Here is a 14,323-nt window from a genome sequence, read left to right as displayed (position 1 = left end):
TGACGCGGCAAGGGTGGAGGAAGGCCCCGATCCTCCTCCACCCTCTTCGGGACGCGTCACCCCACCGGCCCGAACGCCGTCAGAAAGCGGTCGCGGAACGCGTCCATGCGCCAGATCGGCGAGACGGCGGTCGGCCGCATCCCGGGCGTCCAGTGCCATCCGCCGATCGCGCGCAGCACCCCCGGGTCGCGCGCGATGATGCTGATCGGCACGTCGTGGCCGGCTCCCGTCCCGCTGACGACCGTCGCGGGCTGATGGTCGCCCAGGGCGATCACGACGAGGTTCGGGTCGTCGACGTTCTCGAGGAACGAGAACAGCGACCCGAGGGCGTACTGGATCGACCGCCCATAGAACCGCTGCACGGTCCGCGGGTCCTGCCAGACCTGGGCGGCCGTCTCGCTCTGCGCCGGCTGCCCGTCGAACACCGACCCGTCGCCGAGCTGCGACCACGGCACCAGTTGCGGCAGCGGCGCCCAGGGCGTATGCGACGACACCAGGTCGATCTCGGCCATCACCGGCCGGTGCGGCCCGGCCAGCTCGGTGTCGGCGAAATGCTTCAGCGTGTACTGGTCGGGCACACGCGCGTACCCGAACTGGGGGCCGCGATAGCCCACGTCGCGGGCGCCGAGCAGCGTGTCGTAGTGGTAGAAGTCCGTGCCGACCGGCCAAGGCCGGATGTTCGACGGGATGTCGCCGACCGTGCGCCAGCCGGCCTTGCCGAACGCGCCGGTCAGGGTCAGGCGCGTGCTGTCGACCACGGCGTTGTAGGCGGTCGGCGAGTCGGCCCACACCCCGGTCTGCAGGGTCGAATGCGCCAGCCAGCTGACACCGCCGAACGTCGGCGAGGTCAGCCACGCGCTCTGCGCCGCATAGCCGTGCGCAGCAAGGGAGGCGTCCCCCGCCTGCAGCACGTCGTCGACGCCCGCCGAGAAGCGCGAGCCCTCGACGGCCACCCGGCCGTAGCTCTCGACGAACGCGATGACGACGTCCTTGCCGCGCAGGGCCGTGAGCAGGTCGGCCGCCGGCACGTCGCCGAACGGGTCGTCGGCGAGCGTCTTGGCCAGTGCGACGCGGGCGCTGAGGTCGGCGGAGGCCCGGTCGACGGCCGACCCGACGGTGTCGATGGATGCCGCGACCGCGACCGGCGGTGCCGCGCTCAGCGACGAGCCGACCAGCGAGGCCACGATCCAGCCGGCCGTCACCGCGCCCAGTGCCGCTCTTCCCCGCCGCACGCGGCGGCGGATCACGGCGTCGATGCGCAGCACCGCCCACGCCAGCACGAGGACCGCGGCGACGGCCACGAGCGCCAGCACCACGACGGCCAGGGTCACGAGCGTCGGACCCACCGCGTCCGAGGCGACGCCGAGCGCCGAACCCAGCTGCGGCCAGTCCAGCGGATCGAACCGAGTGCCGAGCACCGCCCGGTAGCCGCGGTCGATGCCGCCCAGCACGAGCGCGGCGACCACGAACACCCCGAACGCCGCTGCCAGGGCGGTGCGCAGCGGCCGCCACGGCACGAGGGCCAGCACCAGCAGCGCCACGAGCGACTCGGCCGGGACCCGTACGAGCGTCGCCGGGTCGCCCGTCGCGATGTATCCGGGGAGCACCGGCAGCACCACCAGCAGCACGACGGCGACGGTGGCGGCGGCCGCTCGGCGCACGTCGTGACCGCGCCCGCTCATGGCGCGTCGCCGTGGGTTGCCGCGACCCGCGCGCCCACCGGCGACAGGTCGGGCCGTGACATCCCGAACCGGCCCGACAGCGCGTATCGCAGCAGAACGACGTCGCCGATCTGCCGCGTCTCGGCCAGTCGTGCCCGGTGCGAGGCGGTCCACGGGAAGGCGCTCGGGCGCATCGCGCGCGGCGCGCGGGCCTCGCCGACGAAGAACGGCGCGACCACGAGCTGCAGCTCGTCGACGACGTCGGCGGCGAGGAACTGCGTGAGCAGGGTGCCGCCGCCTTCGACCATGAGGGACCGGATGCCGCGCTCGGCGAGGTCGTCGAGCAGGACGGGCATGAGCACCCGCTCGCCCAGCCCGACGACGATCGCCCGGTCGCCGATGCGTGCGCGCAGCCGCCGCGCACGATCGCGCGGGCAGTAGACGATGCGCTCGACCTCGCCCGCGGTGAAGAACGCGGCCTGCACGGGCAGATCGCAGCTGTCGGTCACCGTGACCTTCACCGGCGACGGCGTGAGTCCTTCGGCGATGCGGCGGGCGCGCCGCGCGACATCGCGCACGAGCAGCCGCGGGTCGTCGCGGCGCACCGTGGAGGCGCCGACCATGATCGCATCGCTGCGGGCGCGCACCTCGTCGACCCGGTCGAAGTCGGCGGCGTTCGACATCGCGAGCCGGTGCGGCCCGGTGCCGTCGAGATAGCCGTCGATCGACATCGCGCAGCTGAGGGTCACATACGGGCGCTCGGTCATGCGGATCTCCTCTCGTGACGGGCCCGGCTCAGATGCAGGGCGCGGATGCCGTTCACCACGAGCACGACGGCACCCGGCGCGACGGCGATCATCGCCAGGACCCCGAAGGCGGTCGAGACCGCGACGCCCGCCCCCGCGCCGATCCCGACGACGGCGAAGGCGGCGGCGCTGGTGGCCTCGCGCGGGCCCCACCCGCCGAGGTTGACGGGGATCGCCGCCGCCGCCAGCACGACCAGCGCGACCAGCGCCAGCTCGTGCGGGGCGGCCGCGACGCCGACCGCGAGACCGGCGACGACGAACATGCCCGCCGTGGCGGCCAGGACGACGATCGAGGCGACGACGATCGCCGCGAGCGCCCGAGGACGCTCCAGCAGCGGACGCAGCAGGCGCAGCTCGCGCAGCACGGCGTGGCGCGTACGCGGGATCGCCGCGAGCACGACCGCGACGACAGCGCCCACGACTGCGGCGAGGGCGACGACCCACACGGCGCCCGACCGCGGGGCGACCAGGCCCAGCGGCACGAGCACAGCGAGCGTCCCCGCGGCCTGCACGAGCTGCCCGGCGATCCGCTCGACGGCCACGGCACGGGCGGCAAGGCCCAACCGGTCGCTGCGCCGCCCGTGGTCGTATGCGCGGTGCACGTCGCCGAGGATGCCGCCGGGCAGCACCGTGTTCAGGAACTGCGAGCGGTAGTAGGCGACGACCGCCTCGCCCCACGGCAGCGGCAGTCCGAGCCCTGCCGCGACGACGCGCCAGCGCCAGGCCGCCGCGGCCGTTCCGGCCGCGGCGAGGCCGACGGCCAAGCCGGTCGCGGCCGGTGAGACGGCGACGATGCCGCGCACGAACGGCCCGGTGCCCACGACGATGGCCGTGGCGATGACGATGCCCGCGCCGGCGGCGACGCGGGCAGCCACCCGCACGCTCCGCGGAACCCGGTGCTCAACCGCCGTCAGTCCGGCCATGCCAGCACATCCTCGTGCGACACCGTCACCCGCAGCCGCCCGGCGAGCGCCTGTGCGTGCCACCGCTCCCGATGCTCGTGTGCGAGGGCGGCGAGTCCGGGCTGCAGCTCCACCGCGGCGCCGATCCAGCCGTCCAGCCACGCGACGATCAGCTGCTCGTCGCCGGGGCCGAGCCGCCACGGCGTCGCCGCGCGGCGCACGGTCCATCCGGCGGCGGCGAACGCGGCCGACACGACCGCGACCGCGCCGGGTCCCAGCATCCTCCGCCCCTCGGCGTCCCGGCGCTGATGGTCGTCGAACGCGGCGCCGAAGACGGCCGCGGCGCCCGCCTGGTCGGCGGTGCCCGGCGCGAGCCGGACCTTGCCTGTCACGCTGAGGCTGAACAGCGCGGGCGCGCGGGCGGCGACGCACGCGGCGACGATGCGCGCGGCCTCGTCGCCGGTGACGACGTCGAGCAGGGCGGATGCCGTGACCGCCGCGGCTTGCCGGAAGGCGTCGGGCGCGAGCGCGGCCAGCTCTTCGACCCGGACGTCGGCGACCACGCGCCGCCCCTCGGCGTCGGCCGCCGACCCCACGTCGAGGCGGGACAGGATGCCGGCGTCTGCGTCGTGCAGCACCCAGCGCTGCGGTCCGGGCAGCCGCGGCGCGAGCCAGCGCGTCATCGCTCCGGTCCCGGCGCCGAGGTCGTGCACGACCACCCGTCCCGGCGGGATCAGGTGCGACAGCCTCGCGGCGAGCACGGCCGAGCGCGCGCGGTCGTCGGCGCCGGCGCGCAGCGCGAGCCAGTCGGGGGCGACGGTCGAGATCGTCATGACGCCTCCAGCGCCGCCTCGACCGCGGTCACCGTGTCGCCCCAACCCGGAACACTCGCGCGGACGAGCCGCGCCTCCCGGCGCAGCCGGGCCCGCAGCGCGGGATCGGTCATCCACGCCCGCAGCGCCTGCGCCAGGGCGGCGGGGTCGTCGGGGCGGACGAGGATCGCCCCTCCCCCGGCGACGGTGTCGGGGATGCCGCCGACGGCCGCCGCAACGATCGGGATGCCACGGGCCCGGGCGTCGGCGATCGCCATGCCGGCGCTCTCGACCCGCGAGGGCGCGACCAGCAGCGCGCACCGGTGGTACGCGGCATCCAACGCGGCCCCGTCGAGCACGCCGGCGAGCGTCACCCGGCCCCCGAACGCCGCGGCGCGCTGCGCGATGCCGGACGCGAACTGCCGGAACGGCTCGGCCGAGCCGATGATCGTGCAGGTCCAGTCCGTCTCGCCCAGCGGCGCGAGCGCGTCGAGCAGGGTGTCCTGGCCCTTGTGCGGCGCGACCACCCCGACACACAACAGCTCGCCGTCGCGCGCCGGGCGCGCGGGCTCGTGCGCGGCGCGCACCCCGGGCACGGCGACCGAGACGCGTCCGGGGTCGACGAGGCCCCGCCGGACGATCTCACCGGCGGTCCAGCGGCTCGTGACGATCACATGATGCGCCGACCCCAGCACCCGTCGCTCGGCGGCGGCGACGGCCGGGCTCGCATCGGGGAAGGCCGCGGCGACCATGTGCGCGAGCACCACGAGCCGCACGCGACCCACGGCGGCGGCGACCGCGTCCGGCGCCCATCCGGCGACCAGTCCGTCCACGAGCACGAGCGCGTGGTCGGGAACGGTGCGCAGGACGGATGCCGCGGCCGCGGCATCTCGCGCCTGCGGCACGTGGACGATCCACCCGCGGCGGCGCAGACCGTCGCGCACCCGCAGGTCGTACACGTTGCCGCCGCTGACGCGCCGCGGGTCGTCCACGCCGGCCGGGACGACGAAGTGCAGCACGCCGTCCATCACAGCGCCGCCTCATACGACGCCCAGGCGATGTGCGACTCGTGCAGCGTCACGGCCACGCCGGTCAGCGGAGCCGCGCCGAACGCGCCCTCGCGGGCGCGGGCCGCGAGCCGGTCGCCGATGATCTGGCACAGCCGCTCGGTCGTCGTGTTCACGCCCTGCAGGGCGGGCACGGCGTCGAGGTTGCGGTAGGTGAGCTCGGCGACGATGCCGCGCAGCTCGTCCTGGGCGCGGCCGATGTCGACGACGATCCCGTCGTCGTCGAGCGCGGCGGCCCGGAACGTCGCATCGACCAGATACGTCGCGCCGTGCAGGCGCTGCGCCGGCCCGAACACGGCGCCGCGCAGGCTGTGCGCGATCATCAGGTGGTCGCGCACCGTGACGCTGAAGCTCATGCGCCGCTCCAATCGATCGTGTGGCACAGCGGGTCGGCGGTGCCGTCGGCCAGCGCCGCGGTGATCTCGGGCAGCCGCGTCCACGGCGAGGTGCCCCCGAGCAGCGCGTCGAAGACGGGGTCTTCGAGCAGGTGCAGCGCGAGGACGAGGCGGTCGGTCGTGGACCGGTGCGCCCGCCTGCCGGCGGCGACGGCGCCGACCTGGCTGGCCCGGATCGACAGGCGCCGGGAGTGGAAATCCGCGCCCAGCTCGAGCGGCACGGCGCGGGCGCCGTACCAGCTCGCGACGATCACCTCGCCGTCGGTCGGCGTGACACGCAGTGCGTGCTGCAGTCCCGCGGGGCTGCCGCTGGCCTCGATCACGACGTCGGCCGGGGCCTCGTCGTCGGCGACCTGCGCGAACCCGACGCCGAACGCGTCCGCCAGGGCGGCCTTGGCCGGGTCGACGTCGACCAGGGTCGCCTGCACGCCGGGGATGCCGCGCAGCAGCGCCGCGATCGCACCCCCGATCAGCCCGGCTCCGATCACCGTGACGCGGTCGCCGAGGCGGGGCGCGGCATCCCACAGCACGTTCACCGCGGTCTCGACGGCGCCCGCGAGCACCGCCCGCCGCGGCGGGACGGCGTCCGGCACGAGCACGAGCGCGTCGACCGGGGCCGTGAAGTGCGACTGGTGCGGGTAGAGCGCGAACACCGTGCGCCCGCGCAGCTCTGCGGGCCCCTGCTCGACGACGCCGACGTTCAGGTAGCCGTACTCGACCGGGAACGGGAAGTCTCCGGCCTGGAAGGGTGCGCGCATGCGGTCGCGCTCGCCGGCCGGCACCTCGCCGCGCGCGACGATCGACTCGGTGCCGCGGCTCACGCCGGTCCACAGCGTGCGCACGGACGCCTCGTCGTCGTGCGGCTCGGCCACGGGCATGGGCCGCAGCTCGCCGGCCCCGGGCGCCACCGTCCACAGCGCGATGGCCTCGTGCCGCCTCGGGTGAACCGGAGCGGGGCCCGGTGTCGTGTCCCTCACGAAGACCATGTAGAGAACACGGAGCGCGCATGCGAAAGGTTCACCGCAGGCCGTGGTGGTGGGCGGCGGCAGGGGGCGCCTCGCTGCCGGCAATCCACCTCCTCGTCCCCCTCTCGGCTGCCGGCTGGGCCGCCGGGATCGCATACCTCGCCGTGTCGACCGTGCTGCTCGCGCGCGGCCTGCGCCGGCGGGCCGCGGGGCGACTCGGCCCCGCCAACGCGGTGACCGCGACCCGTTCGGTGCTCGTCGGGATCACCACCGCACTGGTGGCCACCTCGTTCTCGGGTGCGGTCCCGGTCGCGCTTCTTGTGGCGATCGCGACGTGCGCGCTGGCGCTGGACGCGGTGGACGGGTTCGTGGCCCGCCGCACCGGCACCGTGAGCGAGCTGGGCGCCCGCTTCGACATGGAGGTCGACGCGTTCCTGATCCTCGTGCTGTGCGTCTACGACGCCCGCCTGGTCGGCTGGTGGGTCGTGAGCCTGGGCCTGCTGCGGTATGCGTTCGCGGCCGCCGCGTGGCTGCTGCCGTGGATGGGCCGGGCCCTGCCGCCGCGGTACTGGCGCAAGGTCGTGGCGGCTGCGGCCGGTATCGCGCTGACCGTGGTCGCGGCGCAGCTGCTGCCGCCCGTTCTGGCGCTGCTCCTGGCCGTCGCGGCGCTCGCGCTGCTGCTGGAGTCCTTCGGCCGCGACGTCGTGTGGCTGGTGCGGATGAACCGCAGCGTGCCGGGTCTCGTGTTCTCACCATGGGCCCGCCGGACGGGCCCGGAAGAGAGCAGGAAGACATGACCGACATGACCGCGGCGCGTGCGCACCGGACCGTCCGCATCCTCAGCGCCCTCGTTCTGCTCGCCGTCGGCGGCATCCATCTGTTCCTCGTCTTCGACGGGGTGGGCGGCGTGCTGGGCGTGCTGTTCGTTCTGAACGCCGTGGCGGCCCTCGTGCTGCTGATCGGGATGCTGGTGCTGCGCGGCCGGCTCCTGCAGCTGGCGACCGTCCTGAGTCTGCTGTTCGTGATCGGGACGCTCGGGGCTCTGCTGATGGCGCTGACCGTCGGCTTCTTCGGCATCACCGAGGTGTGGACGTTCACCCTCGTGCCCGAGACGATCATCGTCGAGTCGGTCGGCATCGTGATCCTCGCGATCGCGACCGCGGCGATGTTCCGCCGGTCCGCGGTGCCCGCGACGCCCTGAGCCGGACTCAGGCCGCCAGGTCGTGCTCGGTGACCGGCTCGACGAACTCGGGGGCCGGCTCGCCGAGCTTGACCACGACGACGCCCACCAGCACGAGGACGCCGCCGGCCGCCTGCAGCAGATCGGGCAGCTGGCCGACCAGCATCCACCCGAACAGCTCCGCCGCGACCACTTCGGCGAGCGCGACGAACGAGGCCAGTCGCGAGCCGAGCATGCGGGTCGAGGCGATGCCGAGCACGTATGCGAGCGCGGTGGCGAGGATGCCGATGGCCAGCACCGGGACGAACCAGGGAACGGTGCCGAAGCGGTAGGCGACGTCGGCGGTGCTCCAGCTCAGCGGCAGCACGCCGACGGCGCCGGCCAGGGTCAGGCCGACGGCGCCCAGCAGCAGGCCGAGCCCGGCCAGTGCGATCGGCGGCAGCCCGGTGTCGGAACGGGCCGACAGCACGAAGTACGCGGCGGCGCCGACCATCGCCCCGAGCGCCCAGAGGATGCCCCCGACGTCCACCTTCGCGCCGGTGAGGATGTCGAGCATCAGCACCAGGCCCGCGAACGCGATCACGGCGCCGATGAGGCTGCGCCCGCTCGGCCGCTCGCCGCGGCGCATCCACAGCCACAGGATCACGGCGACCGGGGCCGTGTACTCGATGAGCAGGGCGATGCCGACGTCCATCACTGCGACGGCCTGGAAGTAGAACAGCTGTGTGGCCGTCACCGCGAGCAGGCCGTATGCGACGATCATGCCGGCGTGCCTGCGCACCGCGGCCCACCGCCCGCGCAGCGCGATGAGCGTCGGCACGAGCAGCACGAGCGCGGCGACCCACACCCGGGCGGTGACCGCGGCGCCGGGCGTCCAGCCGGCGTCGATCAGCCCGCGTGCCCAGGCGCCAGACATCCCGAACGAGAAGGCGGCGCCGAGCGCGACGAGCAGGCCCGCGCCGACCTGGGACCGGCGGTGCGTGTCACCTGTGACCATGCTCATGATCGATGACACTATCGCCGCATCGTGTAAGGTTTCAACATGTTGTTCACAGATGACACGGAAGAGGCGCTGCGGGCCGCCGTGCGACTGGTCAACAGCGCCGAAGAGCCCGACACACTGGCATCCCTCTCCGACGTCGACGCGTTCCTCGAAGAGTTCGCCTACACCGGCCGCATCGATCGCGACGACGCCGAGCTCGGGGCACTGCGCGCCCTGCGTCCGCGGCTGCGCGGGATGCTGCTGGCCCCACGCGATGAGATGGTCGAGCGCGTCAACGCCGCCCTCGCCGAGGTCTCGCTGACGCCGCGGCTGGCGCGGCACGGCGAGATGGACTGGCACCTGCACGCCGTCGCCGACGACCACCCGCTGCCCGAGCGGATCCTCGTCGAGACCGCGATGGCGCTCATCGACGTCATCCGTGCCGACGAGGGCAGCCGCATCACGGTGTGCGACGACGCCGAGTGCTCGGCGCTCGCGCTCGACCTGTCGCGCAATCGGTCCAAGCGCTACTGCTCCACGACGTGCGCGAACCGCAACGCCGTCGCCGCCTACCGCGCCCGGCGTGCGGCGGAATCGTAGCGGTCATGCCGTCGCCGCGAGCGCCAGCGTGGCGGCCGCGACGGTGACCGGCGCGACGATCGCGCCCAGCAGCAGGTAGCGCCGCCAGCCGACCTGGACGCCCTGGGCGACGAGCCGCTGATTCCACAGCAGGGTCGCCAGCGACGCCCACGGGGTGATGAGCGGGCCGGCGTTCACGCCGATCAGCAGCGCCGCGATCCGAGCCGGCGTGCCGGCCGTCGGCTCGAGCGCGAGATACGCAGGCAGGTTGTCGATCGCGTTCGCGCTGACCAGCCCCGTGAACGACAGACGCAGGAGCGCGAGCGGCGACTCGCCGTGACCGGCGATCCTCGTCATGAGCGCGCCGAGGCCGGCCTCATGCAGTGCGGCGACGAACAGGAACAGGCCCGCCGCGAGCAGCAGCAGGCGCCACGGGATGAGCCCGAGCCGCACGGCCGAGCGCCGGCGCACCGCGAAGATCGCCGCCATCACGAGTGCTGCGCCCGTCGCCGGCATCCACACCGGCAGGCCCGAGACCAGCAGCGGCAGCAGCACGACGAGCACGGCGCCGGCCGCCGCGCACAGCACGCGGTCCTCCGCAGGGGTGCCGGCGCCGCCCTCGTAGCGCACGCGCATCGACCGGCGGAAGATCACGAACACCGCGATCATCGGGATCGCCATGGCCACGACGGCCGCGGCGCCCGTGAGGGAGAGGAACGCGATCGGGCTCAGGTCCCCCATGGCGTGCTGGGCCAGCAGGTTGGTGAGATTCGAGACCGGCAGCAGCAGCGAGCCCGCGTTGGCCATCCACACCGTCGTGAGGGCGAACGGGATCGGATCCAGGCGCGCGTGCCGCGCGAGCGCGACCACGACGGGGGGTCAGCAGCACGGCCGTGGTGTCGAGCGAGAGGAACACGGTGCTCACCGCGGCGAGGACGACCACCAGCAGCCACAGCAGCCAGGCGCGACCGCGGCCCCACCGCGCCACACGCTGCGCGAGCACGGTGAACACCCCGGCCACCGCGGCCAGCTCGGTGACGACCGTGATCGCCGTGACGAACAGCAGGATGGGCCACACCCGCTCCCACAGCTCGACGGCGGCCGTGAGCGGCAGCAGGCCGGCGAACAGGGCGACGGCGCCGAGCCCCAGCAGCACGACACCGATCGTCGCCGTCCGCATGCCGCCCCCCCTCACTCCGCATCGAAGCGTACGCCCGGCGCCGGCGCGCGCTTCAGAACGGGCGGATGCCGGAACGCCGCTCTACGCTGGTGGGATGACAGACGGGCGACCGGCCGTGCTGTACGTGGAGGATGACGCCGACATCGCCGAGATGACCGTCGAGGTGCTCTCGGACACGTACCGCGTGGACCACGTCACGGACGGGGAGGCCGCCCTGCGGCTCGCGCTGCACAATCGGTACGACGTGATGGTCGTGGACCGTCGGCTGCCCGGACGCGACGGGCTGAGCCTCGTCGAGGCGATCCGCACGGCGCGCATCACGACGCCGATCCTGGTGCTCACCGCCCTCGGGTCCATTCCCGACCGCGTTCAGGGACTGGATGCCGGCGCGAACGACTATCTGACGAAACCGTTCGACTTCGACGAGCTGCTCGCTCGGCTGCGGTCGCTGCGGCGGGGTTTCCTGGCCGAGGGGCGCCGGCGCATCATCGGGGAGTGGGTCTTCGTCCCCGAATCCTGGGCGGTCTACTCGCCTTCGGGGCTGCGCGTGGCTCTGACGGCGACCGAGAACGCGCTTCTCGAGTTCCTGTCGGCGAGTCCCGAACGCGTGTTCAGCCGCGAGGAGATCATCCGCGGCGTGTTCACCTCTGCGGACGGGGCGGGAACCGTCGACACCTACGTCCACTACCTGCGCCGCAAGACGACGACCGAGATGATCGAGACCGTCCGCGGCCGCGGCTACCGCCTCGGGGCGCCGGGATGAGCGACACCTCCGACCAGCGCCGCGTCCGACGCTCCGCGCGCCAGATCGGCCTGTGGACGGGGATCGCCTCGGCCGTCATCCTCGCCGTGGGCGTGGGCATCCTCATCGCCGTGATCCTGTCCACCGCCCGGCCCGAGCGCACCATCGATCCGGACGACCTGCATCGGCCGCCGCCGACCGACCACATCGTCGTCGACGTCGACCGCGTACTGCCGTGGGTGATCCTGCTCGGCATCGTCGGAGTCGTGCTGCTGGGCCTGGTGGCGTGGGCCGCCGCCCGCCAGGCCGTGAAGCCCCTGGGCGAGGCCCTGCGTGCGCAGCGCAACTTCCTCGCCGATGCCAGCCATGAGCTGCGCACCCCCCTGACCGCGCTCACCAGTCGGGTGCAGATCCTGCAGCGACGCCGCGCCCACGGTGAGCCGCTCGACGAGACACTCGACAGACTGCGCCGGGATGCGGCCACCATGGACGACATCCTCACCGAGCTGCTGCTGGCCGCCCAGGCCGATCATGCGCCCGACCGCACCGCCGCCGCCGAGGTGTCCGCGGCGATCACCGCCGCCCTCGAGACGCTTCGGCCGACGGCCGAGCAGGCGGGCGTGGACCTGTCTGCCGCGGTCGGCGAGGGGCTCGAGGCCGGACTTCCCCCGGTGACGCTGACACGTCTGTGCGTCGCGCTCGTCGACAACGCCGTCCAGCATTCGCCCTCGGGCCAGACGGTCGCGGTCGGCGCGACGGGCGTCGGTCGCACCGTGCAGATCCGGGTCACTGATCACGGTCCCGGGATCGCCCCCGAAGACCGAGACCGGGTCTTCGAGCGGTTCGCCCGCGGGGCCGACACCGGCCGGCGGCGCGGATTCGGCCTCGGCCTCGCGTTGGTCAAGGACGTCTCGGACCGGTACGGGGGCTCCGTGCGGATCGAGTCGACGTCGGCGGCGGGGACGACGTTCCTGCTCGTCCTGCCCGCGGCGCGCTGACCGGGCTACGCCTTCGCCTGATCGATCGCGCTCTGCAGCGACTGCTGGTAACCCTCGCTCGTGTACGTGGCGCCCGACACCATGTCGACGTTCGCGCTCTGCGCCGCCACCGTCTGCTGCACGAGTTGAGGCAGCGCGTAGGAGTTGATCTGCTGGTCGCGCCCGCTGCCCTGGGGATACACGGGCACGTCGACGGCCGTGATCCTGCCGCCCGCGACCGTGATCTTCACCTGCAACGGTCCGTAAGGGGTCTGGGATGTCTGTCCCGTGAAGGTCCCCGCCTTCCAGCCGCTCGACGTCGCCGGCGAGCTCTTCGTCGACGACCCACTGCCCGAGCCCGTGCTCGATCCGCTGCTCGACCCCGTGTTGGACGACCCCGTGCCCGACGACGACGGTGTCGTCGCAGCTCCTGGGTTCGCGGCACCGAGGGGCGCTGCGGTGAGCACCGGGTTCAGTGAGGTGCGATAGCTGAACAGCAGCACGAGGCCCGTGATGGTGGCCAGCAGTCCGTAGACGATCTTCTTCATGGGTTCCTCCTGCTTCAGACGCTGAACGCTTCGGTGTGGATGCGGCCCGCCGCGACACCTGCAGCGGTGAGATCCCGCTCGACGCTGCGCATCCACGGCACCGGCCCGCACACGAAGACGTCGTACGCCTCCAGGTCGGGGGCCACATGGCGCAGCAGTTGCGCGCCGCCCCATCCCGCGTGCGTCGCCGGCAGCCAGGCGGTCCCCTCGGGGCCCCGCCGGCCGTCCAGCGCGTAGTGGACCACGCCGCGCGATCCGACGAGCTCGCTGATCTCGCGGCGGCGCAGGCCGTGTCCCGCGGTGTGATCGCGGGTGACGAGGATCGCTTCGCCCGGCGCGTACTCCTCGGCCTGCAGCAGCGCGATCAGGGGCGCAACTCCCGCCCCTGCGCCGAGCATCAGCAGCTTCTCCCCCTGCCTGCGCTCTCCCGTCATCGCACCGTACGGGCCCTCGATCATCACCCTGGTGCCCGCGCGCAGCTGCGCCAGTCGGTGGGTGCCGTCGCCGACGCGCCGGGCCGCGATCACGAGCTCCTCGCCCGTGGGAGCGGCGGCCAGCGAGAACGGATGGCCGCGCGACCAGCCCGGTCCGTCCAGGAACCGCCAGACGAAGAACTGCCCGGGCCGTGCACGCAGAGAGCGCAGCTGCCGGCCGCGCATGCGTACCGCGACACCGTCGTGCCCGTCCGGCTCCACCGTCACCACCCGAAGCTGGTGCCGAGACGAACGCCACAGCGGCACGCCGATCCGGAACCACAGCACCGCGGCGGCGACGACGGCCCACAGCGCCCACCAGTAGACGGTCGCCGTCGGCGACGAGGTGAAGTCGGCGCCGGTCCACAGCATGTGCGGGATCGCAAGGCCGGCGCCGAGGTATCCGTACAGGTGCAGCAGGTGCCACGACTCATACCGCAGTCGCCGGCGCGCGCGTCGGATCGAGGTCGCCACGACGACGATCAGCAGCACCGTGCCGGCCGTCGCCAGCAGCATCCCGGGATAGTCCCAGACGAAGACCCACGCCTGCACGAACACGTTCACCGAGGCGGTCAGCGCGTAGCCGATCGTGATCAGCACGATGTGCGCCAGCATCAGCCAGAACGACCAGAATCCGACGATCCGGTGCATCCGCGTCATCCCGTCGCGTCCGAACCCTCGCTCGAACAGCGGCACCCGCGCCATCAGCAGCACCTGGTACAGCAGCAGGTTCGCCGCGACCAGGCCGGTGAGTCGTCCCAGCGTCGTCAGCGAGTTCGCGTTCAGGCCGACCAGCGCTTCGACGCCGCCGCCCCGCACCCACAGCATGACGACGACGAGGCTCGTCAGCCAGATGACCGCAACCGCGATCAGGTTCCACGCGCGCGGCCGCCCGCCCGGACGCGGACGCTCGGGCAGGAGCGCCGGCAGGCCGGCGATCGAGGATACGGAGGAAGCCATATCCGGATCATCCGACCGCCGATGACAGACGGCTCCAAGAATCGTCCCGTGCGCGCAACCTCACGGTCACCTCATAGCGCGCGCATGGGTGCAT

15 protein-coding genes and 1 pseudogene are annotated in these 14,323 nt (G+C 73.5%); 5 read left to right on the top strand and 11 right to left on the bottom strand.

What is annotated here, in order from left to right; all coding sequences use genetic code 11:
• Positions 1–56 precede the first annotated feature (56 nt).
• Genes AC3RX0_RS12210 through AC3RX0_RS12180 form a run of 7 tightly spaced genes read right to left on the bottom strand, consistent with a single transcriptional unit; the run spans position 57 to position 6,620 of the window.
• Positions 57–1,682: an alkaline phosphatase family protein gene (locus tag AC3RX0_RS12210; protein ID WP_491506250.1), complete on the bottom strand. Its 1,626-nt coding sequence runs from the start codon at positions 1,680–1,682 to the stop codon at positions 57–59.
• The gene (locus AC3RX0_RS12205) at positions 1,679–2,428 is read right to left on the bottom strand and encodes a RibD family protein (RefSeq protein WP_491506249.1); all 750 of its coding nucleotides are present in this window, start codon (positions 2,426–2,428) and stop codon (positions 1,679–1,681) included. The genes AC3RX0_RS12210 and AC3RX0_RS12205 overlap by 4 nt, the downstream gene beginning before the upstream one ends.
• On the bottom strand, positions 2,425–3,390 hold the full coding sequence (locus tag AC3RX0_RS12200) for a lysylphosphatidylglycerol synthase domain-containing protein (RefSeq protein ID WP_491506248.1): 966 nt from the start codon (positions 3,388–3,390) through the stop codon (positions 2,425–2,427). Before AC3RX0_RS12200 ends, AC3RX0_RS12205 begins: the two co-directional genes overlap by 4 nt.
• Positions 3,378–4,202, bottom strand: a complete 825-nt coding sequence (locus AC3RX0_RS12195; RefSeq protein ID WP_491506247.1) for a class I SAM-dependent methyltransferase — start codon at positions 4,200–4,202, stop codon at positions 3,378–3,380. Before AC3RX0_RS12195 ends, AC3RX0_RS12200 begins: the two co-directional genes overlap by 13 nt.
• Positions 4,199–5,209, bottom strand: coding sequence for a glycosyltransferase family 4 protein (locus AC3RX0_RS12190; protein WP_491506246.1), 1,011 nt, complete (start codon positions 5,207–5,209; stop codon positions 4,199–4,201). Before AC3RX0_RS12190 ends, AC3RX0_RS12195 begins: the two co-directional genes overlap by 4 nt.
• On the bottom strand, positions 5,209–5,604 hold the full coding sequence (locus AC3RX0_RS12185) for a 6-pyruvoyl trahydropterin synthase family protein (protein WP_491506245.1): 396 nt from the start codon (positions 5,602–5,604) through the stop codon (positions 5,209–5,211). Before AC3RX0_RS12185 ends, AC3RX0_RS12190 begins: the two co-directional genes overlap by 1 nt.
• Entirely contained in the window at positions 5,601–6,620 is a 1,020-nt protein-coding gene (locus AC3RX0_RS12180; protein WP_491506244.1) for a zinc-dependent alcohol dehydrogenase, read from the bottom strand. The genes AC3RX0_RS12185 and AC3RX0_RS12180 overlap by 4 nt, the downstream gene beginning before the upstream one ends.
• Positions 6,621–6,649: 29 nt before the next feature.
• Here AC3RX0_RS12180 and AC3RX0_RS12175 point away from each other — a divergent pair, with 29 nt between their 5' ends.
• The gene (locus tag AC3RX0_RS12175) at positions 6,650–7,405 is read left to right on the top strand and encodes a CDP-alcohol phosphatidyltransferase family protein (protein ID WP_491506243.1); all 756 of its coding nucleotides are present in this window, start codon (positions 6,650–6,652) and stop codon (positions 7,403–7,405) included.
• Positions 7,402–7,809, top strand: coding sequence for a hypothetical protein (locus tag AC3RX0_RS12170; RefSeq protein WP_491506242.1), 408 nt, complete (start codon positions 7,402–7,404; stop codon positions 7,807–7,809). The genes AC3RX0_RS12175 and AC3RX0_RS12170 overlap by 4 nt, the downstream gene beginning before the upstream one ends.
• A gap of 7 nt (positions 7,810–7,816) precedes the next feature.
• Here AC3RX0_RS12170 and AC3RX0_RS12165 read toward each other — a convergent pair whose 3' ends face one another.
• Positions 7,817–8,791: an EamA family transporter gene (locus AC3RX0_RS12165; RefSeq protein ID WP_491506241.1), complete on the bottom strand. Its 975-nt coding sequence runs from the start codon at positions 8,789–8,791 to the stop codon at positions 7,817–7,819.
• Positions 8,792–8,830: 39 nt separating this feature from the next.
• Between AC3RX0_RS12165 and AC3RX0_RS12160 the strand changes: the two genes are divergently transcribed.
• Positions 8,831–9,370 (top strand): CGNR zinc finger domain-containing protein, encoded by a 540-nt coding sequence (locus AC3RX0_RS12160; protein ID WP_491506240.1) that lies wholly within the window; start codon positions 8,831–8,833, stop codon positions 9,368–9,370.
• A 3-nt stretch (positions 9,371–9,373) separates the two neighbouring features.
• On the opposite strand, the pseudogene AC3RX0_RS12155 reads toward AC3RX0_RS12160, so the two are convergent.
• Positions 9,374–10,529, bottom strand: a pseudogene (locus tag AC3RX0_RS12155) (SLC13 family permease).
• Positions 10,530–10,623: 94 nt separating this feature from the next.
• Here AC3RX0_RS12155 and AC3RX0_RS12150 point away from each other — a divergent pair.
• Both AC3RX0_RS12150 and AC3RX0_RS12145 read left to right on the top strand, forming a co-directional pair.
• Positions 10,624–11,292: a response regulator transcription factor gene (locus AC3RX0_RS12150; protein ID WP_491506239.1), complete on the top strand. Its 669-nt coding sequence runs from the start codon at positions 10,624–10,626 to the stop codon at positions 11,290–11,292.
• Entirely contained in the window at positions 11,289–12,269 is a 981-nt protein-coding gene (locus AC3RX0_RS12145) for a sensor histidine kinase (protein WP_491506238.1), read from the top strand. The genes AC3RX0_RS12150 and AC3RX0_RS12145 overlap by 4 nt, the downstream gene beginning before the upstream one ends.
• 5 nt (positions 12,270–12,274) lie before the next feature.
• Here the strand turns inward: AC3RX0_RS12145 and AC3RX0_RS12140 are convergent, their stop codons facing one another.
• Positions 12,275–12,796: an FMN-binding protein gene (locus tag AC3RX0_RS12140; RefSeq protein ID WP_491506237.1), complete on the bottom strand. Its 522-nt coding sequence runs from the start codon at positions 12,794–12,796 to the stop codon at positions 12,275–12,277.
• A gap of 14 nt (positions 12,797–12,810) precedes the next feature.
• On the bottom strand, positions 12,811–14,229 hold the full coding sequence (locus AC3RX0_RS12135; protein WP_491506236.1) for a ferredoxin reductase family protein: 1,419 nt from the start codon (positions 14,227–14,229) through the stop codon (positions 12,811–12,813).
• Between the last annotated feature and the right edge of the window lie 94 nt (positions 14,230–14,323).

The sequence above is a fragment of the Microbacterium sp. W1-4-2 genome (assembly GCF_058349885.2).
The sequence above is the reverse complement of the archived record's forward strand: the minus strand, read 5'-3'. Positions and strand labels throughout refer to the sequence as shown.

Bases quoted from the DNA above. Each gene is read 5' to 3' on its own strand.
- AC3RX0_RS12210 (WP_491506250.1), bottom strand. From the start codon at position 1,682: ATGAGCGGGCGCGGTCACGACGTGCGCCGAGCGGCCGCCGCCACCGTC.
- AC3RX0_RS12205 (WP_491506249.1), bottom strand. From the start codon at position 2,428: ATGACCGAGCGCCCGTATGTGACCCTCAGCTGCGCGATGTCGATCGAC.
- AC3RX0_RS12200 (WP_491506248.1), bottom strand. From the start codon at position 3,390: ATGGCCGGACTGACGGCGGTTGAGCACCGGGTTCCGCGGAGCGTGCGG.
- AC3RX0_RS12195 (WP_491506247.1), bottom strand. From the start codon at position 4,202: ATGACGATCTCGACCGTCGCCCCCGACTGGCTCGCGCTGCGCGCCGGC.
- AC3RX0_RS12190 (WP_491506246.1), bottom strand. From the start codon at position 5,209: ATGGACGGCGTGCTGCACTTCGTCGTCCCGGCCGGCGTGGACGACCCG.
- AC3RX0_RS12185 (WP_491506245.1), bottom strand. From the start codon at position 5,604: ATGAGCTTCAGCGTCACGGTGCGCGACCACCTGATGATCGCGCACAGC.
- AC3RX0_RS12175 (WP_491506243.1), top strand. From the start codon at position 6,650: ATGCGAAAGGTTCACCGCAGGCCGTGGTGGTGGGCGGCGGCAGGGGGC.
- AC3RX0_RS12170 (WP_491506242.1), top strand. From the start codon at position 7,402: ATGACCGACATGACCGCGGCGCGTGCGCACCGGACCGTCCGCATCCTC.
- AC3RX0_RS12165 (WP_491506241.1), bottom strand. From the start codon at position 8,791: ATGAGCATGGTCACAGGTGACACGCACCGCCGGTCCCAGGTCGGCGCG.
- AC3RX0_RS12160 (WP_491506240.1), top strand. From the start codon at position 8,831: ATGTTGTTCACAGATGACACGGAAGAGGCGCTGCGGGCCGCCGTGCGA.
- AC3RX0_RS12150 (WP_491506239.1), top strand. From the start codon at position 10,624: ATGACAGACGGGCGACCGGCCGTGCTGTACGTGGAGGATGACGCCGAC.
- AC3RX0_RS12145 (WP_491506238.1), top strand. From the start codon at position 11,289: ATGAGCGACACCTCCGACCAGCGCCGCGTCCGACGCTCCGCGCGCCAG.
- AC3RX0_RS12140 (WP_491506237.1), bottom strand. From the start codon at position 12,796: ATGAAGAAGATCGTCTACGGACTGCTGGCCACCATCACGGGCCTCGTG.
- AC3RX0_RS12135 (WP_491506236.1), bottom strand. From the start codon at position 14,229: ATGGCTTCCTCCGTATCCTCGATCGCCGGCCTGCCGGCGCTCCTGCCC.